Annotated in this window: 27 protein-coding genes; 15 read left to right on the top strand and 12 right to left on the bottom strand. The window is 66.8% G+C overall.

Annotation, left to right across the window (positions count from 1 at the left end; all coding sequences use genetic code 11):
* Positions 1-23: 23 nt before the first annotated feature.
* Positions 24-863 (top strand): DUF3298 and DUF4163 domain-containing protein, encoded by an 840-nt coding sequence (locus BM052_RS00850; protein WP_091142112.1) that lies wholly within the window; start codon positions 24-26, stop codon positions 861-863.
* A gap of 122 nt (positions 864-985) precedes the next feature.
* Complete coding sequence (gene map, locus BM052_RS00845) at positions 986-1,816, top strand: type I methionyl aminopeptidase (RefSeq protein WP_091142111.1); 831 nt, start codon at positions 986-988, stop codon at positions 1,814-1,816.
* Positions 1,817-1,888: 72 nt separating this feature from the next.
* On the opposite strand, the gene aroC is transcribed toward map, so the two are convergent.
* Positions 1,889-2,956, bottom strand: a complete 1,068-nt coding sequence (aroC, locus tag BM052_RS00840) for a chorismate synthase (protein WP_091142108.1) — start codon at positions 2,954-2,956, stop codon at positions 1,889-1,891.
* 142 nt (positions 2,957-3,098) lie between these two features.
* On the opposite strand from aroC, the gene BM052_RS00835 reads away from it, so the two are divergent.
* The 4 genes from BM052_RS00835 to BM052_RS00820 all read left to right on the top strand — a co-directional run bounded on the left by BM052_RS00835 (position 3,099) and on the right by BM052_RS00820 (position 5,289).
* The gene (locus BM052_RS00835) at positions 3,099-3,410 is read left to right on the top strand and encodes an antibiotic biosynthesis monooxygenase family protein (RefSeq protein WP_369821484.1); all 312 of its coding nucleotides are present in this window, start codon (positions 3,099-3,101) and stop codon (positions 3,408-3,410) included.
* 420 nt (positions 3,411-3,830) lie between these two features.
* Complete coding sequence (locus tag BM052_RS00830; RefSeq protein WP_091142105.1) at positions 3,831-4,178, top strand: arsenate reductase; 348 nt, start codon at positions 3,831-3,833, stop codon at positions 4,176-4,178.
* A complete protein-coding gene (gene pnuC / locus BM052_RS00825) occupies positions 4,175-4,774 on the top strand; it encodes a nicotinamide riboside transporter PnuC (RefSeq protein WP_091142103.1) in 600 nt (199 codons plus the stop codon). Before BM052_RS00830 ends, pnuC begins: the two co-directional genes overlap by 4 nt.
* The gene (locus BM052_RS00820) at positions 4,771-5,289 is read left to right on the top strand and encodes an AAA family ATPase (protein WP_091142101.1); all 519 of its coding nucleotides are present in this window, start codon (positions 4,771-4,773) and stop codon (positions 5,287-5,289) included. Before pnuC ends, BM052_RS00820 begins: the two co-directional genes overlap by 4 nt.
* On the opposite strand, the gene ubiG is transcribed toward BM052_RS00820, so the two are convergent.
* On the bottom strand, positions 5,270-6,004 hold the full coding sequence (ubiG, locus tag BM052_RS00815) for a bifunctional 2-polyprenyl-6-hydroxyphenol methylase/3-demethylubiquinol 3-O-methyltransferase UbiG (RefSeq protein ID WP_091142099.1): 735 nt from the start codon (positions 6,002-6,004) through the stop codon (positions 5,270-5,272). The genes BM052_RS00820 and ubiG overlap by 20 nt on opposite strands.
* A gap of 97 nt (positions 6,005-6,101) precedes the next feature.
* Between ubiG and BM052_RS00810 the strand changes: the two genes are divergently transcribed.
* Positions 6,102-7,346: an aspartate kinase gene (locus BM052_RS00810; RefSeq protein ID WP_177198296.1), complete on the top strand. Its 1,245-nt coding sequence runs from the start codon at positions 6,102-6,104 to the stop codon at positions 7,344-7,346.
* A 58-nt stretch (positions 7,347-7,404) separates the two neighbouring features.
* Here BM052_RS00810 and BM052_RS00805 read toward each other — a convergent pair whose 3' ends face one another.
* From BM052_RS00805 to panC, 4 genes are all read right to left on the bottom strand, one after another.
* Positions 7,405-8,775 carry a sensor histidine kinase gene (locus BM052_RS00805; protein ID WP_091142097.1) on the bottom strand — a complete coding sequence of 457 codons (1,371 nt, stop codon included), beginning with the start codon at positions 8,773-8,775 and terminating at the stop codon, positions 7,405-7,407.
* Positions 8,772-9,458 carry a response regulator transcription factor gene (locus tag BM052_RS00800; RefSeq protein WP_091142986.1) on the bottom strand — a complete coding sequence of 229 codons (687 nt, stop codon included), beginning with the start codon at positions 9,456-9,458 and terminating at the stop codon, positions 8,772-8,774. The genes BM052_RS00805 and BM052_RS00800 overlap by 4 nt, the downstream gene beginning before the upstream one ends.
* 590 nt (positions 9,459-10,048) lie before the next feature.
* Entirely contained in the window at positions 10,049-10,816 is a 768-nt protein-coding gene (locus tag BM052_RS00795; protein ID WP_091142095.1) for a CsgG/HfaB family protein, read from the bottom strand.
* 116 nt (positions 10,817-10,932) lie between these two features.
* Positions 10,933-11,796 (bottom strand): pantoate--beta-alanine ligase, encoded by an 864-nt coding sequence (gene panC, locus BM052_RS00790; RefSeq protein ID WP_091142093.1) that lies wholly within the window; start codon positions 11,794-11,796, stop codon positions 10,933-10,935.
* A 157-nt stretch (positions 11,797-11,953) separates the two neighbouring features.
* Here panC and BM052_RS00785 point away from each other — a divergent pair, with 157 nt between their 5' ends.
* From BM052_RS00785 to pgmG, 3 genes are read left to right on the top strand one after another with little or no spacing between them, the layout of a single operon-like run.
* Positions 11,954-12,763, top strand: coding sequence for a division plane positioning ATPase MipZ (locus BM052_RS00785; protein WP_091142984.1), 810 nt, complete (start codon positions 11,954-11,956; stop codon positions 12,761-12,763).
* 13 nt (positions 12,764-12,776) lie between these two features.
* Positions 12,777-13,064: a J domain-containing protein gene (locus BM052_RS00780; RefSeq protein ID WP_091142091.1), complete on the top strand. Its 288-nt coding sequence runs from the start codon at positions 12,777-12,779 to the stop codon at positions 13,062-13,064.
* A gap of 7 nt (positions 13,065-13,071) precedes the next feature.
* A complete protein-coding gene (gene pgmG / locus BM052_RS00775; protein WP_091142090.1) occupies positions 13,072-14,475 on the top strand; it encodes a phosphoglucomutase/phosphomannomutase PgmG in 1,404 nt (467 codons plus the stop codon).
* A gap of 86 nt (positions 14,476-14,561) precedes the next feature.
* On the opposite strand, the gene BM052_RS00770 is transcribed toward pgmG, so the two are convergent.
* Complete coding sequence (locus BM052_RS00770) at positions 14,562-15,875, bottom strand: MgtC/SapB family protein (protein ID WP_255405871.1); 1,314 nt, start codon at positions 15,873-15,875, stop codon at positions 14,562-14,564.
* A 152-nt stretch (positions 15,876-16,027) separates the two neighbouring features.
* Between BM052_RS00770 and BM052_RS00765 the strand changes: the two genes are divergently transcribed.
* Positions 16,028-18,505 (top strand): ligase-associated DNA damage response DEXH box helicase, encoded by a 2,478-nt coding sequence (locus BM052_RS00765; protein ID WP_091142088.1) that lies wholly within the window; start codon positions 16,028-16,030, stop codon positions 18,503-18,505.
* A 108-nt stretch (positions 18,506-18,613) separates the two neighbouring features.
* Here BM052_RS00765 and BM052_RS00760 read toward each other — a convergent pair whose 3' ends face one another.
* The 4 genes from BM052_RS00760 to BM052_RS00745 all read right to left on the bottom strand — a co-directional run bounded on the left by BM052_RS00760 (position 18,614) and on the right by BM052_RS00745 (position 21,231).
* Entirely contained in the window at positions 18,614-19,048 is a 435-nt protein-coding gene (locus BM052_RS00760; protein WP_091142087.1) for an ExbD/TolR family protein, read from the bottom strand.
* A gap of 29 nt (positions 19,049-19,077) precedes the next feature.
* Complete coding sequence (locus BM052_RS00755) at positions 19,078-19,611, bottom strand: ExbD/TolR family protein (protein WP_177198264.1); 534 nt, start codon at positions 19,609-19,611, stop codon at positions 19,078-19,080.
* A gap of 123 nt (positions 19,612-19,734) precedes the next feature.
* Entirely contained in the window at positions 19,735-20,508 is a 774-nt protein-coding gene (locus BM052_RS00750; protein ID WP_091142085.1) for a MotA/TolQ/ExbB proton channel family protein, read from the bottom strand.
* 66 nt (positions 20,509-20,574) lie between these two features.
* Positions 20,575-21,231 carry an energy transducer TonB gene (locus tag BM052_RS00745; RefSeq protein ID WP_091142083.1) on the bottom strand — a complete coding sequence of 219 codons (657 nt, stop codon included), beginning with the start codon at positions 21,229-21,231 and terminating at the stop codon, positions 20,575-20,577.
* A 380-nt stretch (positions 21,232-21,611) separates the two neighbouring features.
* On the opposite strand from BM052_RS00745, the gene BM052_RS00740 reads away from it, so the two are divergent.
* Entirely contained in the window at positions 21,612-22,433 is an 822-nt protein-coding gene (locus tag BM052_RS00740) for a hypothetical protein (protein ID WP_255405870.1), read from the top strand.
* Between the two features lie 106 nt (positions 22,434-22,539).
* Positions 22,540-23,847: a homoserine dehydrogenase gene (locus BM052_RS00735; protein WP_091142080.1), complete on the top strand. Its 1,308-nt coding sequence runs from the start codon at positions 22,540-22,542 to the stop codon at positions 23,845-23,847.
* A gap of 40 nt (positions 23,848-23,887) precedes the next feature.
* On the opposite strand, the gene BM052_RS00730 is transcribed toward BM052_RS00735, so the two are convergent.
* The gene (locus BM052_RS00730) at positions 23,888-24,295 is read right to left on the bottom strand and encodes a hypothetical protein (RefSeq protein ID WP_255405869.1); all 408 of its coding nucleotides are present in this window, start codon (positions 24,293-24,295) and stop codon (positions 23,888-23,890) included.
* 102 nt (positions 24,296-24,397) lie between these two features.
* On the opposite strand from BM052_RS00730, the gene glpX reads away from it, so the two are divergent.
* Together glpX and BM052_RS00720 are read left to right on the top strand one after the other, a co-directional pair.
* Positions 24,398-25,378, top strand: coding sequence for a class II fructose-bisphosphatase (glpX, locus tag BM052_RS00725; RefSeq protein ID WP_091142079.1), 981 nt, complete (start codon positions 24,398-24,400; stop codon positions 25,376-25,378).
* Between the two features lie 160 nt (positions 25,379-25,538).
* Entirely contained in the window at positions 25,539-26,474 is a 936-nt protein-coding gene (locus tag BM052_RS00720) for a ribose-phosphate pyrophosphokinase (protein ID WP_091142077.1), read from the top strand.
* Positions 26,475-26,500 lie beyond the last annotated feature (26 nt).

Below are 26,500 nucleotides of genomic sequence, written 5' to 3'. Positions count from 1 at the left end.
GCTAATGCGCGAGAGGAAAAGTGATGCGAAACGGCGGATGGGCCTTGGCGGTACTGCTGCTGGCAAGCGGTTGCCAGGGCGGGCACGACGATTCCGCCCCCGCCGAAGCGACGGCCGTTCCCGAAACCATGCTCGCCGATAGCGACGCGAGTGGGGCGCCGAGCGAAGCCGCGTCCCAGGCGCCGCCGGGCACCGGACGCTCGATCGATGTCGCGAACGACCTTTACGAGTTCACCTATTCCTATCCCGACGCCGCCGGCGCGATACCCGGCCTGAAGGACATGCTCGATTCGCGGCTCGCCGGCGCCCGTTCGGAACTGGCCTCCTCCGCGCGCGATGACCAGGCGGCGGCGAAGAAGGACGGCTTCCCTTACCGGCCGCACGGTTATGGCGCCAAGTGGTCGGTCGTCACCGACCTGCCGGGCTGGCTTTCGCTCTCGGCCGATCTCTACATGTACTCCGGCGGCGCGCACGGCATGTCCAACTTCGACAGCCTGCTGTGGGACCGGCGTGCAGAGGTCGCCCGCAAGCCGCAGGACCTGTTCACCGGCACCGACGCGCTGCGCGGCGCGATCCGCGATTCGTTCTGCGACGCGCTCGACAAGGAGCGGACGAAACGGCGCGGCGAGCCGGTCAAGCGGGACAGCGAGCAGATGTTCAGCGAATGCATTGATCCGGTGGCGCAGACGCTGATCCTGGGGTCCTCCAACGGCCGGACCTTCGATCGCATCGGCATCCTGGTCGCCCCCTACGAGGCGGGCCCCTATGCGGAAGGCACCTATGAGGTGACGCTGCCGGTGACCGGCGCGATCATGGCCACGCTGAGGCCCCAGTACCGCGCGAGCTTCTCCGTCGCCCAGTGATTGCCCGGCCAGGGATTTCCGCCAGGGATTTCCGCCAGGGATTTCCGCCACGGATTTCCGGGCGAGACAGCATCTGGCAGCGCGATCTCGCAATTCGCGCCGGCTGGTGCTATCTCGTGCCGATGAGCGAATACCAGATCGTCGAGCACGAAAACGAAACCCTGCTGCGGGACGGCACCATCAAGCTGCATGGTCCCCAGGCGTTCGAGGGCATGCGCAAGGCCGGGCGCCTGGCCGCCATGATCCTGGACGAGATCGCGCCGCTGGTGCAGCCCGGCGTCACCACCGCGTCGATCGACGACAAAGTGCGCGAACTCACGCTGGAGGGCGGCGCCGTGCCGGCCACGCTCGGCTATCGCGGCTATGCGCACTCGTCCTGCATTTCGATCAACCATGTCGTGTGCCACGGCATCCCGTCCGAAAAGACCTTCAAGGACGGCGACATCGTCAACATCGACGTCACCCCGCTGCTGGACGGCTGGCACGGCGATTCCAGCCGCATGTACCTTGTCGGCGACGTGCCGCTCAAGGCGCGCCGGCTGGTCGACGTCACGCATGAATGCCTGATGATCGGCATCGCGCAGGCCAAGCCCGGCAACCGCGTGGGAGACATCGGGGCCGCCATCCAGGCCTATGCCGAATCGAACCGCTACGGCGTCGTGCGCGAATTCTGCGGCCACGGCGTGGGGCGTCTGTTCCACGACGCGCCCGAGGTGGTCCACGCCGGCCGTGCCGGCACCGGCCCGCTGCTGCGCCCGGGCATGTTCTTCACCATCGAGCCGATGATAAACCTCGGCAAGCCGCCGGTGAAGCTGCTGAGCGACGGCTGGACGGCGGTGACTCGCGACAAGTCGTTCTCGGCGCAGTTCGAACATTCGATCGGCATCACCGAGGACGGCTGCGAAATCTTCACGCTCAGCCCCAAGGGCCTGCACAAGCCGCCTTACGCCTGACGGAACCGCCCGTTGTCCGGAGGGGCACTCGGTGGAGCGCAATACCGGGTCGTGTGATCGAGCCGCGGGTATTTACCCGCACTGCCCCCGGTGCAGCAGCTTGTGATCGGCCAGTACCAGCGCCATCATCGCTTCCACCACCGGCACGCCGCGAATGCCGACGCAGGGGTCGTGGCGGCCCTTGGTGAAGAGTTCGGTGGCTTCCCCTTCGCGGGTGATCGTCGGCTGCGGGGTGAGGATCGAGCTGGTCGGCTTGAAGGCGGCGCGCACGACCACCGGCTGGCCGGTGGAGATGCCCCCGGCCACGCCGCCGGCGTGGTTTGCGGTGAATTCCGGACCATCGGCGCCGGGCCGCATCGGGTCGGCGTTCTGCTCGCCGGTCAGGCGCGCGGCGGCGAAGCCGTCGCCGATCTCCACGCCCTTGACCGCGTTGATGCCCATCATCGCGCTCGCAAGGTCGGCATCGAGCTTGCCGTAGAGCGGGGCGCCCCAGCCGGCGGGCACGCCGGTCGCCACGCATTCGACCACGGCGCCGACCGAGGAACCGGCCTTGCGCGCGGTGTCGACGATCCGCTCCCACCGCCCGGCGGCTTCGGCGTCGGGACAGAAGAACGGGTTGGCGCCGATCTGGGCGGCGTCGAAGTTCGCCATGTCGATGGCGTCGCCGCCGATCTCGGAGACATAGGCGAGGATCGAGACTTCGGGAATGACCAGCCGCGCCACCGCGCCCGCCGCCACCCGGCTGGCGGTCTCGCGCGCCGAGGAGCGCCCGCCGCCGCGATAGTCGCGAAAGCCGTACTTGGCGTCGTAGGCATAGTCGGCATGGCCAGGGCGATAGGCGCGGGCGACGTCCGAATAGTCCTTCGATCGCTGGTCCACGTTCTCGATCATGAGGCTGATCGGCGTGCCGGTGGTCCTGCCTTCGAAGACGCCGGAAAGGATGCGGACCTGGTCCGGCTCCTGGCGCTGGGTGGTGAACCTGGACTGGCCCGGGCGCCGCGCGTCGAGGAAGGGCTGGATCATCCCCTCGTCGATGGCCAGGCCGGGCGGGCACCCGTCGACGATGGCGCCGATCGCCGGCCCGTGGCTTTCGCCCCAGGTGGTAAAACGGAAAAGGCGGCCGAAGCTGTTCACGCTCATGGCCTGCGCTTTGTCGCCAAGCGGGCGGTTTGTCCATCCTTCGACACCGGCGCGATGAGCGGACCCTGGCGTTTTTGGCCCCATCCCGTTCATCCCGCACTTGTCGAAGCACGATTCGCGCGGCATTGCCTGGCGGATGTACATGAACGTGTTTCGCAGCCGCAAACGGGCCGACATGCAGGCAGAAGCCTATCGCGCCGACGCCGCGCGCATGGCTGCGCTCGCGACCGCGCAGCCGGGCTTCGTTTCCTACAAGAGCTTTTCGGCCGAGGACGGCGAGACGGTCACCATATCCGAATGGGAAACCGAAGCCCACGCCCGCGCCTGGGCCCGCAACCCGGAGCACCTGGCCGTGCAAGGGCGGGGCAGGGCGGAGTATTACGAAAGCTACACGGTCTATTCCTGCGACGAGCCCGACGTGCGCCGGTTTTCGGTGGAGGACCGAGGCGAGTGACCTGGCGCTTTCTCCCCGTGGCGGGGAGGATTTGCGGACGTTCGCTTTCGAGGAATAACCGCAAACAGGACTTTCCTACACATATGCCAATGCGGTACTTTCATCGCATGATCCAGTGTCCGACTTCCCACGTGCCACACCGGTGCGGCACCAAACCGCCCTGCCAACATTCTGGCCAAAATCCGGGATTGCCGCACCGGCTTCGGCCGCTCGTGATGACCAAGGGAAGGGGTGCAAACGTTCCGATCGGCGAGATTTGGTGTAAATCGTGTAAACCTCCGTCACATTGTGAGGGGTGGGATGGTCCGCTTTGTTCGGCATCCACAATCCATGGACAGCGGTGTATCGCGGTATCCGGATCGGTTCGAATTTGAATATTATTATTCAAATTCAGCATTAAGAATGCAAGCATAGGTGACTGTGGTGATCGAGGTATTCGGCATTCCCAATTGCGACACGGTCAAGAAAGCGCGCAAGTGGCTTGAGGCGCGGGGGATTGACTATGCCTTCCATGACTACAAGAAGAAGGGCGCGGACCCGGCCAGGCTGGGAGGCTGGGTCGCGTCGATGGGTTGGGAGACAGTGCTCAACCGGGCGGGCACGACCTTCCGGAAGCTGCCCGAGGAAGACAAGGTCGGGCTCGACGCGGCCAAGGCGGTGGCGGTCATGGCGGCCAATCCCAGCGCGATCAAGCGGCCGGTCGTGGAGCATCCCGGCGGGCTGCTGGTGGGGTTCAAGCAAGCCGAATGGGAGGCGGCATTGACATGAGTCTGCAGATGCTGGCCGCGCTGGAATGGCTCGCGGCGGGATTCGGTGTCATCAACATCACGCTGCTGATCTGGCGCAGCGTGTGGAACTATCCGTTCGGCATGGCGATGGTGGCGCTCTACATCCTGGTGTTCTGGGAGGAGCGGCTCTATGCCGAGGCCGGGTTGCAGGTGTTCTTCTTCCTGGCGCAGGCCTGGGGCTGGTGGCTTTGGCTCAAGGTGGGGGGAGAGGACAACCGAGTGCCGGTGCGTTGGCTCGATCCCATGAGCCGCGCGGTGTGGTGCGTGGCGACGCTGGCGGTGAGCTTGAACCTGGGCTGGATCATGAACCGCTTCACCGACGCGGTCATGCCTTACGCCGATTCGGCGATCGCCGGGGCCAGCGTTCTGGCGCAGATCCTGCTGGCCTTCCGGCGTATCGAGAACTGGCTGCTGTGGATCGCGATCGATATCGCCTCGATCCTGCTCTACATCAATCGGGGCCTTTACCCCACCGCAGGGCTCTATGGCGGCATGCTGGTGATGTCGCTGCTGGGCCTGAAGGAGTGGATCAGCGCGGCGAAGGCGGAGCCGGAAGGCGCTGTTCAGCCGGCATGATGACCGTCTGCCTCCACGGGGCGGAAAGCACGGGCAAGTCGACGTTGGCGCGCAAGCTGGGGCACGCCTGGGTGCCCGAATACGGACGTACTTATTGCGAGCGGAACGGCACCGAACTGCGCCGGGGCGACCTGCTGGCGATAGCGGAGGGCCAGGCGGCGGCGAACCGCGCGGCGATGGCCATGCGGCCGCCGCTGCTGGTGCTCGATACCGACCAGTTGATGACGGCGGCCTGGGCGATGATGCTGTTCGGCGAAGTGCCGCAAGTGCTGATGGAATATCCCAAGGCCGACCTTTACCTGCTGTTCGCCCCCGACGTACCCTGGCGCCCGGACGGCACCCGTTTCTTCGGCGAACCCGCGCAGCGGGCCCGCTTCGCCGCGCTGGCGGAGGAGATGCTGGTGCGCGCCGAAGTGCCGTTCCGGCGCATCGCCGGCTCGTGGGACGAGCGCGAGGCGCAGGCGAGGGCGGCGATCTCGCGGCTGGCCGTGCCGCTCAGGCCTTGTGCGCGGTGACGATGTAGTTGAGCGAAAGATCGTCGGAGAGGCGCAGGCCGCTCGCCGGCGACCAGGCGATGCCCCTCGGCTCGCCGAGCGCCAGCCCCGCGCCCGCCGCAAGCTCGCGCAGTTCGCCGGGCGTGACGAACTGCTTCCAGTCGTGCGTCCCGCGCGGAACCTGGCCGAGCCGCTCGGCGGCCTCGACCAGCATCGCGCGTGAGCGCAAGGTGCGGTTGGGGCAGGACAGGACCATCAGCCCGCCCGGTGCCAGCGCGGCGGCCAGCTGACCCAGGAACAGCGCCTTGTCGGCCACATGCTCGATCACTTCGAGCGAGCAGACCAGGTCGAAGCTGCCAAGGCCGAGCCCGTCCAACTCTCCCTGCCGGTATGTGATCGCGGCGTCCAGGCCCATCGCTTCGGCATGGGCCCTGGCCGCCGCGATGTTCTGTGGCGCGGCATCCACGCCGGTCACCGCCGCGCCGAGCCGGGCGAGCGGCTCGCACAGCAGGCCGGCGCCGCACCCGGCATCGAGCGCGCGCTTGCCGGAAAGCGGCCGGCGCGTGCGCGAATCGGTGCCGAAATGCGCGTCGATCGCGTCGCGGATGAAGGCCAGGCGCACGGGATTGAGCTTGTGCAGCATCGCCGATGAGCCCGTCGGGTCCCACCAATCGGCGGCCAGGGCGCCGAAGTGTGCTGCTTCCTTGGGGTCGATCGTCGCGGTTGCATTGTCCATCACTCCTCCCTAACAGCGCGCCCGACTCTTATCCACTCGCGCGATGGGCGCGCAGGGCAAACGACAGGGGAGCACCGGCACCTTGGCACGTATCGTGATGAAATTCGGCGGCACTTCGATGGCCGGGACCGAGCGCATCCGGCGCGTGGCGGGGATCGTCAAGCGCCAGCAGGAGGCCGGGCACGAAGTCGCGGTGGTGGTCTCGGCCATGGCCGGCGAGACCGACCGCCTCGTCAACTTCTGCCGTGAGGCCAACGCGCTCTACGATCCCGCCGAGTACGACGTCGTCGTCGCGAGCGGCGAGCAGGTCACCTCGGGGCTGTTGGCGCTGACCTTGCAGGCGATGGGCTGCAAGGCACGCTCGTGGCTAGGCTGGCAACTGCCGGTCAGGACCGACGACGCCCACGCCAAGGCGCGTATCGAGGAGGTCGATTCCCAGGCCCTGCTTGCCTCGATGGCGGCGGGCGAGATCGCGGTGATCCCCGGTTTCCAGGGCCTTTCGCCCCACGGCCGGGTGACCACGCTGGGCCGCGGCGGATCGGACACGTCGGCAGTGGCGGTGGCGGCGGCGGTCAAGGCCGATCGCTGCGACATCTACACCGACGTTGACGGTGTCTACACCACCGACCCGCGCATCGTCGCCAAGGCGCGCAAGCTGCCGCTGGTGACATATGAGGAAATGCTCGAGCTGGCCTCGGTAGGCTCGAAAGTCCTGCAGACGCGCTCGGTCTCGCTGGCGATGAAGGAGAACGTGCGCGTGCAGGTGCTCTCCTCGTTCGTCGACGGGAACGACCCGCCGGCCGACACGCTGCCAGGCACGATGATCGTCAGCGACGAGGAACTGGAAGGAAGCGATATGGAACGCCAGCTGATCACCGGCATCGCCGCCGACAAGAACGAGGCGAAAGTCACTCTCACCCGCGTGCCCGACCGTCCCGGCGCGGTGGCCTCGATCTTCGCCCCGCTCGCCGAGGCGAACATCAACGTCGACATGATTATCCAGAACGTCGCCAAGGACAAGGGCGAGACCGACGTGACCTTCACCGTGCCCCAGGCCGACCTCGCCCGCGCGCAGGCGATGCTGGAGGAGCGCAAGGACGCCATCGGCTATTACCGCATGATCTCGGACGACAAGGTCGCCAAGATCAGTGTCGTGGGCGTCGGCATGCGCAGCCATGCGGGCGTCGCCAGCACCATGTTCAAGACGCTCGCCGATCGCGGGATCAACATCCAGGCAATCTCCACCAGCGAGATCAAGGTCTCGGTGCTGATCGACGCCGACGAGACCGAACTCGCGGTGCGGGTGCTGCACACGGCCTATGGGCTCGACGCGGCGGCTTGATTTTCCCGGTTCCCTCGTCCCGGCGATGGTCGGGATGGGGCCGGGATGGGGGCCGGGGCTATTCCGCCGAGATGCGTCGTTTCGTCTCCGGCGTCACGGTAAAGCAGGCGCCCTTGTCCGACGGAACCAGATTTATCTCCAGGTGATGGCGCTCGGCGATGGCCCGGCATAGCGCGAGGCCCAGTCCGGCACCCTCGGTCGCGGCCGAGCGTCCTCCCCGGTTGAACTTTTCGAAGATATTCTCCTGCTGGTCCTCGGGGACGCCGCAGCCGTCGTCGCTGACGATCAGCATCGGACCCTTGCGCAGCCCGAGGTAGACCGTGCCGCCGGCAGGCACGAACTTGAAGGCGTTGTCGAGCAGGTTGGTGATAAGCCGGGTCAGGGGCATCTCCTCGCCTTCGATCTTGACGCCGGGTTCGATGTCGAGCTTGAAGGTATGGCCCGATTCCTCGGCACTGTCGGCGTAGAGTTCGCCCAGGCGCGCGGCGAGGGCGCTGAGGTCGACCGGAGCGAGGCCGTGCCGGTCGCCGCGCCGCGCTTCGCTCGCGGCGATGTCGAGCAGCGATTCGAGCATGCGGATGATGCCGCGGATCTCGGTACGGGCGTCGGCGATGCTCGCCGCGGTTCCGGCCTCAGGCGCGGTCGCCAGGGCCCGCACCAGCCGGTTGTCGAGATGCATCAGCGGGGTGCGCATCTCGTGCGCGACATGATCGGTGGTTTGGCGATGGGCCGCTGCCAGTTGCTTGAGCCGCATCAGCGCATTGGCGGAATGGCTGGTCAGCTCGTCGATCTCGTCGTGGCCCGCCGATCCGCGTTCGAGCTGGGCGAGCGCCGCGTCGTCGGGTTGCCGGAAGGCGGCGTTGATCCTTCCGATCCGTCCGGCGAGGCGATTCGCGGCGATCCAGCCTCCGGCGGCGACAGCCAGCACGGCCAGGATGCCGCCGGTCAGGAACGCCAGCGCGACCTGCCGGAGCAGGACTTCAAGGTCGCGGTGCTCGTGTGCGACCAGCAGCCGTAGGTTGGGGCCGAGCTGGGTGGCGCGGGCAAAGGCCAGCCGCTTTCCGTCAAGCCGGATTTCGGCGGTTTCCGACAGCTTCGCACGCAATCCGGGCCAGCGCTTGATGTCGCCGGCGATGCGTTCGCCCCTGGCGTCGGCGATCAGGTAGTGCGCCGGATTGCCATCGCGCGATTGCAGCACCAGACGATCGTTGATCCGCTTGGTAAGTTCCTTGACGCCGCCGCTGGCGTAGATGTCGACCATGCCGGCAAGATCGACGTCGACGGCGCGCTCCATCGCCAGGCGATTGGTGCGCTGGATCGTCGTATCAGTCAGCAGCCAGAGCCCGAAGGTGATTTCCGCCGCGGTGAAGATCGCCCAGAGCACGATCTGGGCAAAGATCGAGTGGCGAATGGCAATGAACCGGATCACCTGCCGTCCAGCAGCCGGTATCCCGATCCCCAGATCGTCTCGAGCGCGGGCCGGTCGAAACCCTCCTCGAGCTTGCGGCGCAGGCGTCCGATGTTGACGTCCACGACGTTGGTCTGCGGATCGAAGTTCATCTTCCACACGTCGCGCAGCAGCATTTCGCGTGTCAGCACTTCGCCCGCGTTTTCCATGAAATAGCGGAACAGCTCGAATTCCTTCGGGCTGAGCGGAAGGTGGCGATTGTCGCGGAAGGCGGTGCGTGCCTTCACATGGCATTCGAAGGAGCCGTAGAGGATCACGGCGCTGTGCTCGCGGCCCGAGGCGCGGCGGTGCAGCGCGCGCAGGCGGGCGAGCAGTTCCTGGCCCTCGAACGGCTTGGCGAGATAGTCATCGGCGCCGGCGTCCAGACCTTCCGCGCGGTCGGTCGTGCGCCCCAGCGCCGAAAGCATCAGCACGGGCGTGCCGATGCCGCTTTCGCGCAGGCGGGAAAGGATGGTGATGCCGTCGAGATCCGGCAGCATGCGGTCGAGCACGATGACGTCGAAGCGTTCCACGCCGGCGCGCATGAGGCCGGCGTTGCCGGTCGGTGCCCATGTCACCCTGTCGCCGGAATGGGCTGCCAGTTCCTCGACCTGCGAAGCGGCGCGCGCATCGTCCTCGATGTAGAGGATGTTGAGCCCGCTCATGCCGGTTTCGCCCCCCTGGTGATTGCCCACGCCGTCGTCACTGTTCATCGTTGCTTCATCGGTGCGTACCGCGCCCGTCGTTGTCGTGGGTAGAATTCCCCGCCCGCGATGGCAATGGGTGGCAGGGTTGCCGGTGGCGGACTTCGGAGCCGATCCGGTTTGCGGTTCCTCCCGACCCGCGAACCAGCCAGACCCGATGTCCGCCACCAGGCGCGGGGTTACAGGGCGCCGCCGAAGGGGACTGGGATTGGGGCGCCTGTTCCCCCGAACCGATTGGTATGTGCAATTGCGACGCTTCTTGCCGGAATGCGCTTCGGATCGGCGCCTGCGCGCCCTGCCGGCATCGTGCCCGCGCCGAAGACCTATTCCTGAAACGCCGCTTCGAATGGCTTCATCCCCAGCCCCCGGATGTTCGACGGATCGATCGTTGGACGGAAATAAAGCACCGTGCCGGCAAGGTCCCCTGACAATGCTTGTTAGATTGGGCCTGTCAGATTGGGCCTGCTAGATTGAGCCGGTCGGCTTGCGGCCGGGAAAGCAAAGGGCGGACCGCGTGGCCCGCCCTTTGCGAACGATGGTTCTTGGGCCCCTCAGTGGGCGACGGGTGCCGCCGCCGAGGCATCGGTGGGCAGGCCGCCGAGCTGGGAGACCAGCTTGGTATAGGCATCGAGATAGGCGAGCACGATGATCTGGCCGATCTGCGTATTCTGATAGCCGCCGCCCGCCGCAGCGAAAGTGCCGCCGAAGAAGCCGCCGCCACCGGCGCCGAAGCTGACGTCGGACTTGCGGGCATAGCCTTCGACCAGCGCTTCCTCGACAGTGGTGCGCGAATTGACGATCGAAAGCGTCACATTCGCCTCACCCTTCTTGATATTGAGGCCGCCGGCGATGGCGCCCACTCCACGGCCGAACATGCCGCCGATCCCGCCGAGCACGCCGCCCAGGTTGGTGCCGCCCGAATTGTTGTTGGTGCTGACGATGTCGGGTTGCAGGAAGTAGTCGGCCGCCTTGATCTGGCCTTTGCCGATGTTTGAGCCGCCCTGCAGCTCGCCCTGATCGGCCAGCGCACGCTCCATCGCGCTGCTCTGCAGCGAGCGGCCACGGTTGACCAGCGTGAAGCAGCGCGATTGCTGCACGAAGACGCGCAGGATCGCTTCCGGGCTGCCGAGGCTGAGTTCGCGCCACCACTGGTTGTCGGGCTCGACGATTGCCACGGTGCCCAGGTTCCTGGTGCAGACCGGAATTTCCCGCGTACCCTTTTCCTGCGACTTGCGAGCGGAAGACTTGTCCGCGGCAAGGGCCGAGGACGCGGTCAGTGAAACGGCGAGCGCGCCCAGCGCGCAAACGAATCTCTTCATGTCAGATCATCCCTCCTTGCTGCCGCGCTGCCGTGCGCGGGCTGCCCAGTCCCAAAGGCGCGTCGACCCTAGGTCGGGATTGACCCCGGGACAAATGACGATCCTTGTGAGATTGTCTAGCAGGCCGCCGGCGCGACCGCCATGTTGTCGATCAACCGCGCCTTGCCGATGCGGGCGGCGGCCAGCAGCCGCATCGGTCGCGCGGATCGGCGTTCGAGCGGGGCGAGGCTCTCCGCATCGCACAACCGGACATAGTCGACCGAGGCGAAGCCGCCGGCGACGAGGCCGGCTTCCAGCGATGCGATCGCGGCAGCCACGTCCTCGCCCGCCTCGATCGCGGAGATCGCCGTCTTCATCGCGGCGGGGAGGGACGCGGCCTGCGTGCGTTCGCGCGGCGTCAGGTAGGCATTGCGCGAGGACATCGCCAGCCCGTCGGCCTCGCGCACGGTGGCCACGCCGATGATGTCGCCGGCATGGGGCCGCGTCAGGTCCAGGTCGCGGGCCATGCGGCGGATCACCGCCAGCTGCTGCCAGTCCTTCTCGCCGAACAGGGCCACGTCGGGCAGGACCTGGTGGAACAGCTTGCACACCACCGTGGCCACGCCGTCGAAGTGGCCCGGCCGCTGCGCGCCGCACAGGCCTTCGCTGACACCGCTTACCGAGATGTTGGTGGAAAAGCCCTGCGGGTACATCGCATCGACCCCTGGTGCCCACACCAGGTCGACGCCTTCGGCCGCAAGCAGCGCGCAGTCCCGTTCAAGCTGGCGGGGATAGGCATCGAGATCCTCGCCCGCGCCGAACTGCAGCGGGTTGACGAAGATCGAGACCGCGACGTGGGCGGCGCGCGCCCTGGCCTCGCGCACCAGTGTCAGATGGCCTTCATGCAGCGCGCCCATGGTGGGCACGAGCGCCAGTGTTCCCGTCTCGCGCAGCCTGGCGACCTCTTTGCGCAGTGGATCAAGGCTGTGAACGGTTTGCATTGGCTGGGGCAGCTCCGATATGATGGCCCTGCTCGGCAGGTGCGCCAGTCATTAGCGGCGGCGCGCCGCAAGCGGCAATGAAATTGAATGTGGCATTGAAATTGAATTCGTGGGGCCCGGCCCGCCGGCCCGCAGCAGGAAAGCGACCAACAGGCCCGTGACAGCGCATCGTATCGTCTTCGCCAATGAAAAGGGCGGCACCGGCAAGTCCACCACCGCCGTCCATGTCGCCATCGCCCTGGCCTACCAGGGTGCGAATGTCGCCGCGATCGATCTCGATCCGCGCCAGCGCACCCTGTTCCGCTATCTGGAGAACCGGGTCGAGACCGAGCGCCGGCGCGAGATCGCCCTGCCGGGCGCGCGCTTCGCGGTCTACGATGGCGACGATATCGCCGAGCTTGACGAACTCGCCGAGCAGATCGCGGAAGGCTATGACTTCCTGGTCTTCGACACGCCGGGCCGCGACGATCCCTTCGCCCGTCACGTGGCGGCCACCGCGGATACCCTGGTCACTCCGCTCAACGACAGTTTCGTCGACTTCGACCTGATCGGCCAGGTCGAAGGCGAGACCTTCAAGGTCAAGAAGCTGTCGTTCTATGCCGAGCTCATGTGGGAAACGCGCAAACAGCGCGGGATGAAGACCCTGAGCGACGGCCGTCGGGAGATGGACTGGGTGGTGGTGCGCAACCGCGTCCAGCACGTCGAGGCGCGCAACATGCGCCGCCTCGACGGCGCGTTGCAGGAGCTGTCCAGGCGGGTCGGCTTCCGCATCGCCGGGGGCCTGTCCGAACGCGTGATCTTCCGCGAACTGTTCCCTTCGGGGCTCACCCTGCTCGACAAGCCGCACCTGGGCGAGCTGGGCACCAGCCATCTGGTCGCCCGGCAGGAGCTGCGCGGCCTGGTTGCCGGGCTCAACTTGCCGATACCGGCGCGCGGGCAGCAGGAACCGGCGATCGCGGCGGAATGATGGGCACTCCGGCGTGAAGCTGCTCTGGTTGATCGCGCTGGGCTGCGTGGCCTGGCGGGTGTTCGCTGGCCGCTGGCCTTGGCAGCGCAAGCCGCGCGATCGGAAAAGCTTCGCCCAGGCCCAGGCCCGTGCGGTCCTGGGGCTGGAGGCGGGGGCTGGCCGCAAGGATATCCTCGAGGCGCACCGCCGCCGCATCGCCGCCGTCCACCCCGACCGGGGCGGCAGCAACGAGCAGGTGCACGAAGCCAATGCCGCGCGGGATCTGCTGCTGGCCGCTTTGCCGACCGACTCGCGGGGCTGAGGCGGGCATGGGGGAGGGCCATCGGTTCGACCCGACGATCCTGCGCGAATACGATATTCGCGGCGTGGTCGGAGAGACGCTGGGCACGCGTGACGCGCATGCGATCGGGCGATCCTTCGCGACGGTGCTGCGCCGCGCCGGCGGGCGCAAGGTCGCGGTCGGTCGCGACGGCCGTTTGAGTTCGCCGATGCTGGAACAGGCCCTGGTCGAGGGCCTTGCCGCGAGCGGGGCCGATGTCGTGCGAATCGGGCTCGGGCCCACGCCGATGCTCTACTTCGCCGAGGCCACGGGCCAGGACGTGGACGGCGGCATCCAGGTGACCGGCAGCCACAATCCGCCCGACCACAACGGCTTCAAGATGGTGCTGCGCGGCCGGCCGTTTTTCGGGAAGGACATCGCGCGGCTGGGAACCATGGCGGCGGCGGGGGACTGGGAGCGCGGAGGCGGGCATTGCTGCCACCGGGCGGTCCTGGAAGGCTACGTCGACAGGCTGCTCCAGGGACTGGCCGGTGTCGATCCCGATAGGCTTGCCGGCTTGCGGATCGGTTGGGATGCTGGAAACGGTGCCGCCGGCCCCGCGGTCGAACTGCTGACGGCGAAGCTGCCGGGCGAACATCATCTGCTCTTCACCGAAGTCGATGGGCGGTTTCCCAACCACCATCCAGACCCGACCATCGAGGCGAACCTTGCGGACCTGCGCGCGCTCGTCCTGCGCGAGAAGCTTGATTTCGGCGTGGCCTTCGACGGCGATGCCGACCGCATCGGCGCGATCGACGGCACGGGCAGGGTGATCTGGGGAGACCAGCTGCTGTCGATCTTCGCCGAGGATCTGCTGCGCCGGATACCGAACGCCACGGTCATCGCCGACGTCAAGGCTTCGCGCGCGCTGTTCGATGCCGTGGCCGGGCTGGGCGGGCGGCCGCTCATGTGGAAATCGGGGCATTCGCTCATCAAGTCCAGGATGCGCGAGACCGGAGCACCGCTCGGCGGGGAAATGAGCGGGCATGTGTTCTTCGCCGACGACTACTTCGGTTTCGACGATGGGCTCTACGCGGCGGTACGGCTGATGGCCGCGACCGTGAGGCTGGGCAAGTCGCTGACCGAGTTGCGCGCGGCGATTCCGGAGATGGTCAATACGCCGGAACTGCGCTTCCAGGTCGAAGAGGCCCGCAAGTTCGCCGCGATCGAGGAAGTCAGGGCGCGCCTTGCGGCAAGCGGCGCCCAAGTCGTCGACATCGACGGCGTGCGCGTCACTACGCAGGACGGCTGGTGGCTGCTGCGCGCTTCGAACACGCAGGAGGTTCTCACCGCCCGCGCCGAAAGCGAAACGCGCGAGGGGCTGGAGCGGCTGATCGGCCAGATCGACGAACAGCTGGCCCTCTCGGGCCTTTCGCGAGGGCGGCAAGCCTAGGGCGAAGAACTCGAAACGCGAATGAAGACCCGCTCATCCTGAGCCCGTCGAAGGACGAGCGCGCCTCAGGACGTGAGCGTTTCCGGCTAGATCAGCAGCGTCAGCGCGCCCAGTGCGACCGCCACGGCGCTGGCGACGAGCGGAAGCGCGCCGTGCTTGCCTTTTGTCCATCCGCCGACGCTGGCCGAGACGAAAGCCTTGAACAGCGTGTTGAACATTACCGACAGGGCAAGCACCAGCGCGGCGCTGACGTGGTGGAGCGTGCCTGCGGGCAGGCCGCCCATGGTGATGATCGTCGAATCGACGTCGACCGTGCCGGAAACCGCCAGCACCAGCGCCAGTTCGCGGTCGCCGAAACGATCGAGCACCCAGCGCGCGGCAACGGTCAGCACCATGACCAGCAGGGTCAGCATGAAGGCCGGTCCAAGGTCGAAGGGGTTGCGCATCGGCACTTCGCCTTGCGGCTCGGACGAGGGACCTTGGGGCACCTTGCGCAAGTACCAGGCGGCGAAGGCCAGGCTGACGAGAAGTCCCGGCACCATCAGCCGCACGAGCGAGACGAGCGCGAAAGGCGCGATGGCCGCGGTGAGGGCCATGACGCGCAAGTACATGACCGCGGATGCCGCCGAGATCCCCGCCGCGAGGATGGGCGTCTGGGCGGTCCCTTCCTTCATCCGCGTCGCCAGTGAAGCGGTGACCGCTGTCGAGGATACCATCGATCCGGCCGCCGCGGTTGCGATCACGGCGCGTGTCGGACCCAGCAGCCGCGCCGCGAAGTAGCCGGCGAAGGAAAAGCCGGAAACCAGCACCACCACCATCCACAGCTTGCGCGGGTTCCACGCCTGGTAAGGGCCGTAGGGGTGGTCCGGCAGCAGCGGCAGGATCACGAGCGCGATCAGAGCGAAGCGCGCGATCGACAGCATTTCCTTCTTGCTGAGATGGTTGACCCAGTGATGAAGCTGCTCGCGCATCGCCAGCAGCAGCACCATGACCACCGCGACCGCCGTGCCGGCCAGTCGCTCGCCGCTGCCCACCAGGAAGCCGCTCGCCAGTGTCAGCAGGGCGACCACGCTCGAAGTGCCGTCGACTTGCCCGCGCTCGCGCGAGACGCGTTCGTAGCCGAGCACCACCAGCACCATGGCGGCCGCGAGCAGGCTCGTCGCCGGGCCGCGCGCATGGTCATAGAGCACGCCGGCGATGCCGCCCGCGAGCCCCATCAGCGCGAACGTGCGAATCCCCGCGAAGCGCGAGCCGTCCGCCCGCTCGCGCAGCGCCCAGCCGCGCTGGAGACCGACCAGCAAGCCCAGCGCCAGTGCCATGGCGATGCCGGTGAGGCCGGAAAAGTCGGAAAGCGTGGTCATCGGGTCCTTCGGATGGTTCTGGTCAAGCTCTTCGGACAAGGCGGGCCTTGCTGCAAGCTCCGAAGACGTCGCACCCGCTCGCGACCGAGTTACCTGGACCCGGGGCTTTTCCCGCGCGCGGCGATGTGCTCCACCGCTGCCATGGCATTGTCTTCCGCCCCGTTTCGTCGCCCCACCGGCAGGCCAACCCGATGACGGACCAGGGCGGGGTGCCGCCGGAACTCGCCGCCTGGTTCGGTGCGCGCGGCTGGCGGGTGCGGCGTCACCAGGCCCGCATGCTGGCTGCCGCCGACGCGGGCCGCCACGCCCTGCTGGTGGCGGATACCGGCGCGGGCAAGACGCTGGCGGGCTTCCTGCCCACGCTTGCGGCTTTCTGCCCCTCGCGATTGGGCGGGCAGGGACCGCCGGAGGGGCTGCACACGCTCTACGTCTCACCGCTCAAGGCGCTGGCGACCGACGTCCAGCGCAACCTGATCGCGCCGGTCGAGGAAATCGGCCTGCCCATCCGCATCGAGACCCGCAGCGGCGATACGCCTTCGGACCGCAAGGCACGCCAGCGCGCGCGGCCGCCGCACGTGCTGCTGACGACGCCCGAATCGCTCTCGCTGCTGCTCAGCTATCCGGAGGCGCCCGTGCTGTTCGCCGGCCTTCGGCGCGTGGTGATCGACGAGGTCCATGCCTTCGCCACCGGCAAGCGCGGCGATCTGCTGGCGCTCTCGCTGGCGCGGCTGCAGGCGCTCGGTCCGCGGCTGCAACGTGCCGCGCTCTCGGCGACGCTGGCCGATCCCGACAGCTATCGCGGCTGGCTCGCGCCCTGGGGAGAGATCGATACGGTCGAATTGGTCGAGGGCGAACCGGGGGCCGATCCCGAAGTCGAGATCCTGCTGCCGCGCGAGGAACGCATCCCCTGGAGCGGCCACGCCGCGACCTGGGCGATTCCCCAGCTGATCGAGCAGATCACGGCGCATCGCACGACGCTGGTCTTCACCAACACGCGGTTCCTGGCCGAGTATATCTTCCAGGAGCTGTGGGACGCGAATGAGGGCAACCTGCCGATCGGCATCCACCACGGCTCGCTGTCGCGGGAGGCACGGCGCAAGGTCGAAGCCGCGATGGCGCGCGGCGAGCTTCGGGCGCTGGTCTGTACCGCCAGTCTCGATCTCGGGATCGATTGGGGGGATATAGACCTTGTCGTGCAGATGGGCGCGCCCAAGGGGTCCTCGCGCCTGCTGCAACGCATCGGGCGCGCCAACCACCGGCTGGACCAGGCCAGCGAGGCACTGCTGGTTCCGGGCAACCGTTTCGAGTTCCTGGAAGCCTTCGCGGCGCAGCAGGCGGTGCGCGAGGGCCAGCGCGACGGCGACGCCTTCCGCCCCGGCGGACTGGACGTGCTGGCGCAGCATGTCATGGCCGTCGCCTGCGCCGGTCCGTTCCGCGAAGAGGCATTGCTGGCCGAGGTGCGCTCGTCGCTGGCCTATGCCTGGGTCGACGAGGCGATCTTCGCGCGCGTGCTCGATTTTGTCGCGACCGGCGGCTACGCCCTGCGCGCCTACGACCGGTTCCACCGCATCGTGCGGGAGAAGAACGGCGAATCCGGGGCCCTTTGGCGTCTGACCCACCCCGAGCATGCCGCCCGCCACCGCCTGAACGCGGGCATCATCGTCGATGCCGAGATGCTGGACGTGCGCTTCCGCAACGGGCGTTCGCTGGGCCGGGTGGAAGAAGGTTTCGGCGCCAGCCTCAAGCCCGGCGATACCTTCCGCTTCGCCGGCCTGGATCTGGAGGTCGAGGCGCTCCGGGATCTCGAGCTGGTCGTGCGCGCCGCGAAACGCTCGGCGACGATCCCCAGCTACATGGGCCAGCGCATGCCCATCTCCACGCACCTCGCCGACCGGGTGCGTGAAATGCTGTCCGACCGGGCCGGCTGGGCCCGCTTTCCGGACGACGTGCGCGAGTGGCTGGAGGTGCAGGACTGTCGCTCGCACCTGCCCGCGCCGGGCCGGCTGCTGGTCGAAAGCTTCCCGCACGAGCGCCTTGCCTATACCAGCTACTACACTTTCGAGGGGTGGCCCGCGAACCAGTCGCTCGGCATGCTCATCACCCGGCGCATGGAGGACCGGGGGCTGGGCCCGCTTGGCTTCGTCGCCACCGACTATACGCTGGTGGTCTGGGGATTGAAGCCGGTGGAGGACCCGGCCTTGCTGCTTTCGCCCGATATCCTGACGCATGAGTTCGTCGATTGGGTGCAGCAATCATACCTACTGCGGCGGGCCTTTCGCGAAGTGGCGGTGATTTCGGGACTGGTCGAGCGCCAGCAGCCGGGCCAGGGCCACCATGGGCGCAAGTCGGGACGGCAGGTCACCTTCTCGACCGACCTGATCTATGACGTGCTGCGCAAGTACGAACCCGACCACCTGCTTATCGAGGCGGCCTGGGCGGATGCCCGTGCGCGCATGACCGACGTTGCCCGCGTGGCCGATGTGCTGGACCGCGCCGCGCGCGAGGTGGACCATGTGCGGCTCGATCGGATCAGTCCGCTGTCGGTGCCGGCGCTTTCCATGATCGGCCGGGAAAGTCTCCCTTCCGGCACTGCGGACGAGGATCTGCTGGTCGAAGCGGAGACGCTGGCCTCGCTGGCGATGCGGCTGGATGCCGGGGAAGAGGATTGATTTGACGCTGGAAGACAGTCCGCGCGCTTTCGCCGCGGCGCAAAAAAAAGGGGCGGATTGCTCCGCCCCTTGTTGGGTCCCGGATGGGACTTTGGTCCGCTCTTCAGACTACTTGTTGAATTCGGCGAACTGCTCGTTGCCGACGAAGCCGAACTTGGTGACCTGCGAGGCCTTGATGATCTGCAGGACCTGTGCCGAAAGCTCGTAGCTGGCGTTCGGTTCGGGTTGGAACTGCAGTTCCGGTTCGACCGAGTAAGTCAGCGACTGCTTGAGCAGATCCATCAGCATCGGACCACTGATCTGATTGCCGTTCCACAGGATCTTGTTGTCCACCGTGAGCACGACCTTGTTCTTGACCGGGTCGACCGGTGGAGGCGTATCCGTTGGGGGAGTGGCCACCGGCAGGTCGATATCGATCGAGTGGGTCGCAACCGGGATGGTGATGATGAACATGATGAGAAGCACGAGCATGACGTCGATCAACGGCGTCGTGTTCATCTCCATCATCGGCGAGCCATCATCCTTGCCGCCTGACATTGCCATGGAAAGTTACTCCTGTTCCTGCCGTAACGTCAGCCGTTCGGGTCGATCGGGTTGGTGATGAAGCCAACCGTCGGATAACCCGAGATCTGGACGTTGTAGATCGCGCCCGCCACGCAGCGCCACGGGGCGTTGACATCACCGCGAATGTGAACCTGTGGGATCATTTCCGGATTGGCCATCAGGGCCTGCGGACCGCCCGCGCGCTTCACGATCGCGTCAAGGCGCTTGAAAGCCTTGTCGCGCAGCTCGGCCGAGCTCACCGGGGTGATGTTGTTGAAGTAGATGCGGCATTCGCCGCCGCGCGATGCGCCGGTGAAGCCGGGTTCGCCCGCGCTGCGACCGCCGTCGTCGGTGGTCGAGACGGTGAGGAGCAGGTTTTCCACCTTGTCCTTCGATTCGACCGCCGGGATGACCGGGATGCGCAGCTTTTCGATCGTCTGGATCGCGACCGGGACCGCGATGAGGAAGATGATCAGCAGCACCAGCATGACGTCGACGAGCGGCGTCGTGTTGATGTCGGACATCGGTGTGTCGGCACCGCCTCCGCCCGTGGATATCGCCATAGTCTTATCCTAATCCTTGCATTGCCCTGGGGTGGGACGGCGGCTTGCGCATGCATCTTGCCGCAGTCCCGAATCCCCGGCGGGAGCGGAGCCGGGTGGACCGGTTCCGCTGGCCCGTGCTCCTTACGGCTTGGCGGGAGCGGCAGCCGGCTTGGCGGGAGCCGCGGCGGGCTTGGCCGGTGCGGACGTCAACGCGGGCTTGACGGCGCCCTTCGAATTGATGTTCGCAAGGACGTCGTTCGAGAAGCCGGTCAGCAGCTCGGCGATGCGCTTGTTGCGGCTCTGCAGGTAGTTGTAGGCGAGCACCGCGGGAACCGCGACGAGCAGGCCGAGCGCGGTCATGATGAGCGCTTCGCCGACCGGGCCGGCGACCTTGTCGATCGAGGCCGAACCGGCGATGCCGATCGCGATGAGCGCGCGGTAGATGCCGACGACCGTACCGAACAGACCGATGAACGGCGCGGTCGCGCCGACCGTGGCGAGGAACGGCAGGCCCGAGGCGAGACGGGCGTTGATGGTCGCTTCCGAGCGGGCGAGCGAGCCATGCAGCCAATCATGCGCTTCGAGCGAATCGGTCATCTTCGCGTGCTGGTCCTCGGCCGAGATGCCATCGTCGACAAGCTGGCGCCAGGCGCTGTTCTTCTCGAGCTTGGTGACGCCTTCGCGCAGGGTCGGGGCCTTCCAGAAGCTGGTGCGCAGTTCGCGGTACTGGCGCAGAATCTTCGACTGTTCGAACCACTTGGTGAACAGGATGTAGAACGAGCCGAACGACATAACGCCCAGAATGATTACGGTTGCATAGGCGATGAAGCCGCCCTGCTCGAGGGCTTCCAGGAAACCGAACTTGTTCTGCGGCGCGGCTTCACCGGCAGCGGCAAGGATATCAACGATAAGCATGCGATTTACCTCTCAAGAAGAATGCAGGATATAGCCGGAACCCGCGGGACCGGCCGAGCCGTCAAGTTAATCAAGCTTGTACACGATCGCCGTCGAAGCGGACCCGGTGGTCGGGTTCCCGGCATCGTCCAGCGCGGGATTGTAGCGCGCGTAACGGGTCATGCCGTCGCAAGCCGCCGCATCAAGATCGGGACTCCCGCTTGAGCTGGTGACGGAGCAGGCGGAAACCTTGCCGTCCGGTCCAATCGTCACACGAACGCCGACACGGCCTTCGCGTTCCTCGCGCGCGGCGCGGGTCGGGTAGTTGGCCTGAATACGGCCGGCCCAGTTGCCCTGGCCCTTGGGCGACGCGCTCCTGGCCTTCGATGGGCCCGGGGGCGGCGGCGGAGGCGGAGGGGCGGCCGTCGGGACCACCAGAGGCGGCGGCGGCGGCGGGGTAATCACGGTCTGCACCGGCGGCGGAGCCGGGGCGATGTTGATCGGCGGCGGCGGCGCCACGATGGGTGGCGGCGGCGTATCTTCCTTCGGAGGCGGTGGTGGCGGCTCCTCGGGCTTCTTCTCTTCTTCCTTGATGTCCACCGTGGTCACTTTCTGCATGACCTTCTTCGCCGCCTCATAGGCAAGACCCGTGACGAGCGCATAGCCGACGAAGACGTGGATCAAGGCGACAATGACAAGCGCGGTAATCTTGTTGCCGCTCATTTGCTGGTCAGCGTAAGCCATTCAGACGCATCACTCCATTACCAAGCCCCGGCTAAGTCCAAAGCGGACAAGTCCAAAGGCGCCCATGGACTCCCCGGAAGCGGAGCCCATGACGAAAATCGAATTTACCCACCCTGACGGCTGACAATCCGCCAACCGTAAACAAGCGACGGGCCGGCAGACCGTGAGGCATTTTTGTATTTTTGCCCCATTTTGCGAGTTTCCTTAGCGGCGATGCCCCCCCTGCGCAACGCCTTATCCGCGAGGCAAAGGTTAACGGGCGATTCAGGGCAGGTCTGGCGAAATCGTCCGGGGATCATTTGTACCCGGCCCATCGCGGCGTATAACGCTCGGCATTTCCACGGAGATTGTCCTTCATGCCCTTGAAATCGAATCCCCTCATGGCGGCTCTGATCGGGACAACGTTTACATTTCATGCGCTTCCCGTCCACGCGCAGGCCGGTGTTCCAAGCGCCCCGCAGGCGACCTATGCCGATATCGCCGACTTGTCCGATTCGGCCGGCCTGGTGATCGTCGCGCAAGTCATGAAAGTGATGCGCGTGGAAGACCAGCGGGCGCCCGGCAGGCGGCCGGGGCATGGTCGTTTCTATGTCGAGGCGAGGACCAAGGCGCTGTTGACGGGCAACGCGCCGCTCGGCGAATCGGTCAAGTATCTCGTCGACCTGCCGCTCGATGCGCGGGGCAAGCCGCCGAAGCTCAAGAAGCAGGCCGTGTTCCTGTTCGCTCGCGCCGTGCCCGGTCGGCCCGGCGAGCTGCAGCTGGTCACGCCCGTCGCGCAGGAGCCGTGGAGCGCGTCAGGCGAGGCGCGCCTGCGCGGCATCCTCAAGTCTCTGGTCTCGCCCGACGCGCCGGCGCGGGTGACGGGCGTACGCGAACTGCTCTATGTGCCGGGGAATCTGGCCGGGCAGGGCGAGACGCAGATCTTTCTGACGACCAGAGATGGCTCGGCGGCCTCCATCACGGTGCGGCACGATCCCGGTCAGCCGGCGGCGTGGGGCGTCTCGTTTTCGGAGCTCGTCGCGGACGTCGGCAATCCGCCGCAGCATGACACGCTGGAATGGTATCGTCTCGCCTGTTTCCTGCCGAACACATTGCCGCCCGGCGTCAATGTCTCGGAAGGCTACGCCGCGAGAATGCAGGCCGAGGCCGATTACCGCGTGGTGCTGGGAGAACTGGGCGTGTGCGAACGCAACTTGTCGTGACGATCCCGCCTCGGGCCCGCCCTCGGGCCGCGCCCCGGGGATAGTCGTCAAGGCGCTGGAAATTCGCCGGCGGCTGGCCTAGGGCGCGCTCCCGAAAGGGAGCATAATGGCTGAACCGCTCAATATCGCGCTTGCTGGTCTGGGAACCGTCGGGACCGGCGTCGTCCGTCTCATCGAGACGAACGCGGAACTGATCGCGCGTCGTGCCCGCCGCCCGATCCGCATTGCCGCGGTGAGCGCGCGTGATCGCGGCAAGGACCGGGGCGTCGATCTTTCCCGTTATAGTTGGGAAGACGACCCCGCGGCGATGGCCGCGCGCGGCGATGTCGACGTGGTGGTGGAGATGGTCGGCGGCTCCGACGGACCGGCGCTGACGCTGGCGCGCGGCGCGATCGCCCAGGGCAAGAGCCTGGTTACCGCGAACAAGGCGATGATCGCGCATCACGGCCTGGAACTTGCCGCCGCCGCGGAAGTGGCCGGGGTGGCGCTGAAGTTCGAAGCTGCCGTCGCCGGCGGTATCCCGGTCATCAAAGGGCTGAGCGAAGGCGCCGCCGCCAACGCGATCGAGCGCGTCTACGGCATTCTCAACGGCACCTGCAATTACATCCTCTCCACCATGGAGGACACGGGCGCGGACTTCGCCGACGTGCTCGCTGAAGCGCAGCACCTGGGCTATGCGGAGGCCGACCCGACCTTCGACATCGAGGGCGTGGACGCCGCGCACAAGCTTTCGATCCTGGCGGCGATCGCCTTCGGTTCGCGCCTGCGTTTCGACGCGGTCGAGACAATGGGCATCTCACGGGTCAAGGCCGCCGATATCGAGCAGGCGCGGGCGCTGGGCTATGTCATCCGCCTGATCGGCATGGCCGAGATCGACCGCAACGGCGGCGGCTCGCGCCTGTTCCAGCGCGTGCGGCCGCATCTGGTGCCGTTCAACCATCCGCTTGCCCATGTCGACGGCGCCACCAACGCGGTGGTCGCCGAGGGCAACTTCATGGGCCGGCTGCTGTTCCAGGGTGCCGGGGCCGGCGACGGGCCGACCGCCAGCGCGGTGGTGGCCGACATCATCGACATTGCTCGCGGGGAAAAAGGCGCGGCGTTCTCGATGCCGGCGGGCGAACTCGAAGCGATGGAGCCGGCGCCGACCGGACACCGTGTCGGCCGCTCCTATATCCGCTTCACGGTTCCCGATCGTCCCGGCGTCCTGGCCGATATCACCGCCGCCATGCGCGATGCCGATGTCTCGATCGAGAGCATGATCCAGAAGGGCGATCCCGACGACGACGGCGAGGTGATCCTCGCCATCGTCACTCACGAAGGACCGGAGAGCGCGGTGACCGAGGCCATGCGCATCCTCGATGGGTCGGACAGCCTGACCGCGCGGCCGCTGGTGATGCAGATCATCGAGGGCTGACGCCGCGGCCGGCCTTCGTATTCTTCCGGCCCTGCCCCGGTCAGGGTGCGCGTATTTCGCCTTTCGCGATCTTGTCGGCATCCGAGCCGGCCGGGGCCAGCGGGATGGAGGAGAGATCGATCAGATACACCGGCGGCGGCACGCTGCCGATGCCGATGCAGCCCTTCCGGCTGCCCGGGCGGCAATCGGGAAGGCCGCTTACATCGGGCGCGTGCGGCCGTCCATCGTTCAGGGCCTGGGCGGAATAGGGATCCTCATCGCCTGTCGATTTGACCCGGAATTCATCCTCGTCGGGGGCGCAGACCACGATCTCGCCCTGCCTGATCGTCTTGAAGCAGCGGCTTCGCGAGGTGTCGGGCGTGACCCCGCCACGGATCATCCTTTCGGCGATGGCGCGGTCCTCGTCGCTGACTTGAGCAGCCGTCTGCGCGGTCGCTGGAGCGGACACTATTGCTGCAATTGCGAAAACAACCGACCAGCTTCTCGACAATTCGATTTCCTCTGTCTAAGCGGTCTGAACCTTTCCTCCCAGGATTAATCCGGAGTGAACATGCCCGACAAACCGACTCCCGCAAGTAAAGTACTCGACCGCGTTCTCGTCCTCGAAATGGTCCGTGTCACCGAAGCTGCCGCCATCGCCGCTTCGCACCTGATCGGGCGAGGCGACGAGAAAGCCGCCGATCATGCCGCTGTTGAAGCCATGCGCAAGGCTTTTGACGAACTCTATATGGATGGCACGGTCGTCATCGGCGAAGGCGAGCGGGACGAGGCCCCGATGCTGTTCATCGGCGAGAAGGTCGGTGGCGCGCCGGGCAAGGGCCCCAAGATCGACATCGCGCTCGATCCCCTCGAAGGCACCACGATCACTGCCAAGGCCGGCCCCAACGCGCTTGCGGTGCTGGCCGCCGCCGAACAAGGCGGCCTGCTGAACGCGCCCGACGTCTACATGGACAAGATCGCCGTCGGCCCGGGTTATCCCGAGGGCGTGATCGATCTGGACAAGAGCGCGACCGAGAACGTCAAGGCCGTGGCCGCGGCCAAGGGCGTGCAGCCCGAAGACATCATCGTTTGCGTGCTCGACCGGCCGCGTCATGCCGATCTCATCGCCGAACTGCGCGGCCTGGGCTGCGGCGTCGTCCTGATCGGCGACGGCGATGTCGCCGGCGTGATCGCGGTGACCGACGAGAACACCACGATCGACATGTACATGGGATCGGGCGGCGCGCCCGAAGGGGTGCTTGCCGCTGCGGCGCTGCGCTGCGTGGGCGGCCAGTTCAACGGCCGGCTGCTGTTCCGCAACGACGATGAGCGGGCGCGTGCCCGCAAGTGGGGAATCGAGGATCTCAACAAGGTCTACAAGCTCGAGGAACTCGCCAAGGGCGACTGCATCTTCGCGGCGACCGGGGTGACCAGCGGTTCGCTGCTGCAAGGCGTCAAACGGCTCAAGGGCGGCAAGATGACCACCGAAAGCGTCGTCATGCGCGCCAGCTCGGGCACCGTGCGCTGGATCAAGGGCGAACACCGGATCTGAAATCGTCCCCCATCCCGGGCAATGCGCTCCGGGGTGGGGGAGGGCTGCGCGCGGTCATGGCCCCGCCGGTGAAAACCTTCGCGCGCTCTATTGCAATCGGATGACTCATGGCTAGAGGCGGGCGCCTGAGCCAGCAACCTCGGCCGTTTGGGGATTCGCGATGAAGATCATGTCCGGCAACAGCAACCTTCCGCTCGCGCGCGCGATTGCCGGCTATCTTGAACTTCCGCTTACCGATGCCAGTGTGCGCCGTTTCGCCGACGAGGAGATCTTCGTCGAAATCCACGAGAACGTGCGCGGCGAAGATGTCTTCGTGGTCCAGCCGACCAGCTATCCGGCCAACGACAACCTGATGGAACTGCTGATCGGCATCGATGCGCTGCGCCGTGCGTCGGCCAAGCGGATCACTGCCGTGGTGCCCTACTTCGGCTACGCGCGGCAAGACCGCAAGCCGGGGCCGCGCACGCCAATCTCGGCCAAGCTGGTGGCCAACCTGATTACCGAGGCGGGCGCCGACCGTGTGCTTTCGGTGGATCTGCATGCCGGCCAGATCCAGGGCTTCTTCGATATCCCGACCGACAACCTCTTCGCGGCTCCCGTCATGGCGGCCGACATCCAGGCCCGGTACGGCGACGAATCGCTGATGGTGGTCTCGCCCGACGTGGGCGGCGTGGTCCGCGCCCGCGCGCTCGCCAAGCGCCTCGATAACGCGCCGCTGGCCATCGTTGACAAGCGGCGCGATCGTCCGGGCCAGTCCGAGGTGATGAACATCATCGGCGACGTGAAGGACCGGGCCTGCATCCTGATCGACGACATCATCGATTCGGGCGGCACCCTGTGCAACGCCGCACAGGCGTTGATGGACGAGGGCGCCGCCAGCGTCACCGCCTACATCACCCACGGCGTGCTGTCGGGCGCCGCCGTCTCACGCGTGAGCAACTCGGCGCTGAAGGAACTGGTCATCACCGATTCGATCCAGGCGACCGATGCGGCCAAGAATTCCGATCGTATCCGTATCCTGACGATTGCCCCCCTGATCGGCGAGGCGATCCGCCGCATTGCCGACGAAAGTTCGGTTTCCAGCCTGTTCGATTGACGTGACGGGGCCGCCGGCTTTCGGCG

Source organism: Novosphingobium sp. CF614 (genome assembly GCF_900113255.1).
Taxonomy (GTDB): Bacteria; Pseudomonadota; Alphaproteobacteria; order Sphingomonadales; family Sphingomonadaceae; genus Novosphingobium.
This window is presented reverse-complemented; position numbering and strand designations above follow the sequence as displayed.

What these genes read in the sequence shown, in the direction of transcription:
- BM052_RS00850 (WP_091142112.1), top strand. Translation starts at nt 24, where the DNA reads ATGCGAAACGGCGGATGGGCCTTGGCGGTACTGCTGCTGGCAAGCGGT.
- map (WP_091142111.1), top strand. Translation starts at nt 986, where the DNA reads ATGAGCGAATACCAGATCGTCGAGCACGAAAACGAAACCCTGCTGCGG.
- aroC (WP_091142108.1), bottom strand. Translation starts at nt 2,956, where the DNA reads ATGAGCGTGAACAGCTTCGGCCGCCTTTTCCGTTTTACCACCTGGGGC.
- BM052_RS00835 (WP_369821484.1), top strand. Translation starts at nt 3,099, where the DNA reads ATGAACGTGTTTCGCAGCCGCAAACGGGCCGACATGCAGGCAGAAGCC.
- pnuC (WP_091142103.1), top strand. Translation starts at nt 4,175, where the DNA reads ATGAGTCTGCAGATGCTGGCCGCGCTGGAATGGCTCGCGGCGGGATTC.
- BM052_RS00820 (WP_091142101.1), top strand. Translation starts at nt 4,771, where the DNA reads ATGATGACCGTCTGCCTCCACGGGGCGGAAAGCACGGGCAAGTCGACG.
- ubiG (WP_091142099.1), bottom strand. Translation starts at nt 6,004, where the DNA reads ATGGACAATGCAACCGCGACGATCGACCCCAAGGAAGCAGCACACTTC.
- BM052_RS00810 (WP_177198296.1), top strand. Translation starts at nt 6,102, where the DNA reads ATGAAATTCGGCGGCACTTCGATGGCCGGGACCGAGCGCATCCGGCGC.
- BM052_RS00800 (WP_091142986.1), bottom strand. Translation starts at nt 9,458, where the DNA reads ATGAGCGGGCTCAACATCCTCTACATCGAGGACGATGCGCGCGCCGCT.
- BM052_RS00795 (WP_091142095.1), bottom strand. Translation starts at nt 10,816, where the DNA reads ATGAAGAGATTCGTTTGCGCGCTGGGCGCGCTCGCCGTTTCACTGACC.
- panC (WP_091142093.1), bottom strand. Translation starts at nt 11,796, where the DNA reads ATGCAAACCGTTCACAGCCTTGATCCACTGCGCAAAGAGGTCGCCAGG.
- pgmG (WP_091142090.1), top strand. Translation starts at nt 13,072, where the DNA reads ATGGGGGAGGGCCATCGGTTCGACCCGACGATCCTGCGCGAATACGAT.
- BM052_RS00765 (WP_091142088.1), top strand. Translation starts at nt 16,028, where the DNA reads ATGACGGACCAGGGCGGGGTGCCGCCGGAACTCGCCGCCTGGTTCGGT.
- BM052_RS00760 (WP_091142087.1), bottom strand. Translation starts at nt 19,048, where the DNA reads ATGGCAATGTCAGGCGGCAAGGATGATGGCTCGCCGATGATGGAGATG.
- BM052_RS00755 (WP_177198264.1), bottom strand. Translation starts at nt 19,611, where the DNA reads ATGGCGATATCCACGGGCGGAGGCGGTGCCGACACACCGATGTCCGAC.
- BM052_RS00750 (WP_091142085.1), bottom strand. Translation starts at nt 20,508, where the DNA reads ATGCTTATCGTTGATATCCTTGCCGCTGCCGGTGAAGCCGCGCCGCAG.
- BM052_RS00745 (WP_091142083.1), bottom strand. Translation starts at nt 21,231, where the DNA reads ATGGCTTACGCTGACCAGCAAATGAGCGGCAACAAGATTACCGCGCTT.
- BM052_RS00740 (WP_255405870.1), top strand. Translation starts at nt 21,612, where the DNA reads ATGGCGGCTCTGATCGGGACAACGTTTACATTTCATGCGCTTCCCGTC.
- BM052_RS00735 (WP_091142080.1), top strand. Translation starts at nt 22,540, where the DNA reads ATGGCTGAACCGCTCAATATCGCGCTTGCTGGTCTGGGAACCGTCGGG.
- glpX (WP_091142079.1), top strand. Translation starts at nt 24,398, where the DNA reads ATGCCCGACAAACCGACTCCCGCAAGTAAAGTACTCGACCGCGTTCTC.
- BM052_RS00720 (WP_091142077.1), top strand. Translation starts at nt 25,539, where the DNA reads ATGAAGATCATGTCCGGCAACAGCAACCTTCCGCTCGCGCGCGCGATT.